General features: G+C 75.8%; 1 protein-coding gene. It reads right to left on the bottom strand.

Translation table 11 applies throughout. The features are described from left to right. A partial coding sequence (locus tag FJ658_RS15185; protein ID WP_305004402.1) for a glycoside hydrolase family 3 N-terminal domain-containing protein occupies positions 1 to 219 on the bottom strand: 219 nt, incomplete at both ends.

Consider the following 219-nt stretch of genomic DNA (forward strand, 5'->3'; position numbering starts at 1 on the left):
GGCGTCCGCGTCGAGCTGCGGCAGCAGGATGTGGCTCGACATCACCGTGCGAGCCCCCGCGGCGACGGCCGCGCGGAACGGCACGAGCTCGCGCTCGCGCAGCGTCTCGAGCGGCAGGTCGACGACCGGCAGCGCGTGGTGGGAGTCGGATGCCGTGTCGCCGTGCCCGGGGAAGTGCTTCGCGCTGACCGCGACACCGCCCGCCTCGTGGGCGGCCAC

It is taken from the genome of Schumannella sp. 10F1B-5-1 (genome assembly GCF_006517535.1).
Classification (GTDB): domain Bacteria; phylum Actinomycetota; class Actinomycetes; order Actinomycetales; family Microbacteriaceae; genus Schumannella.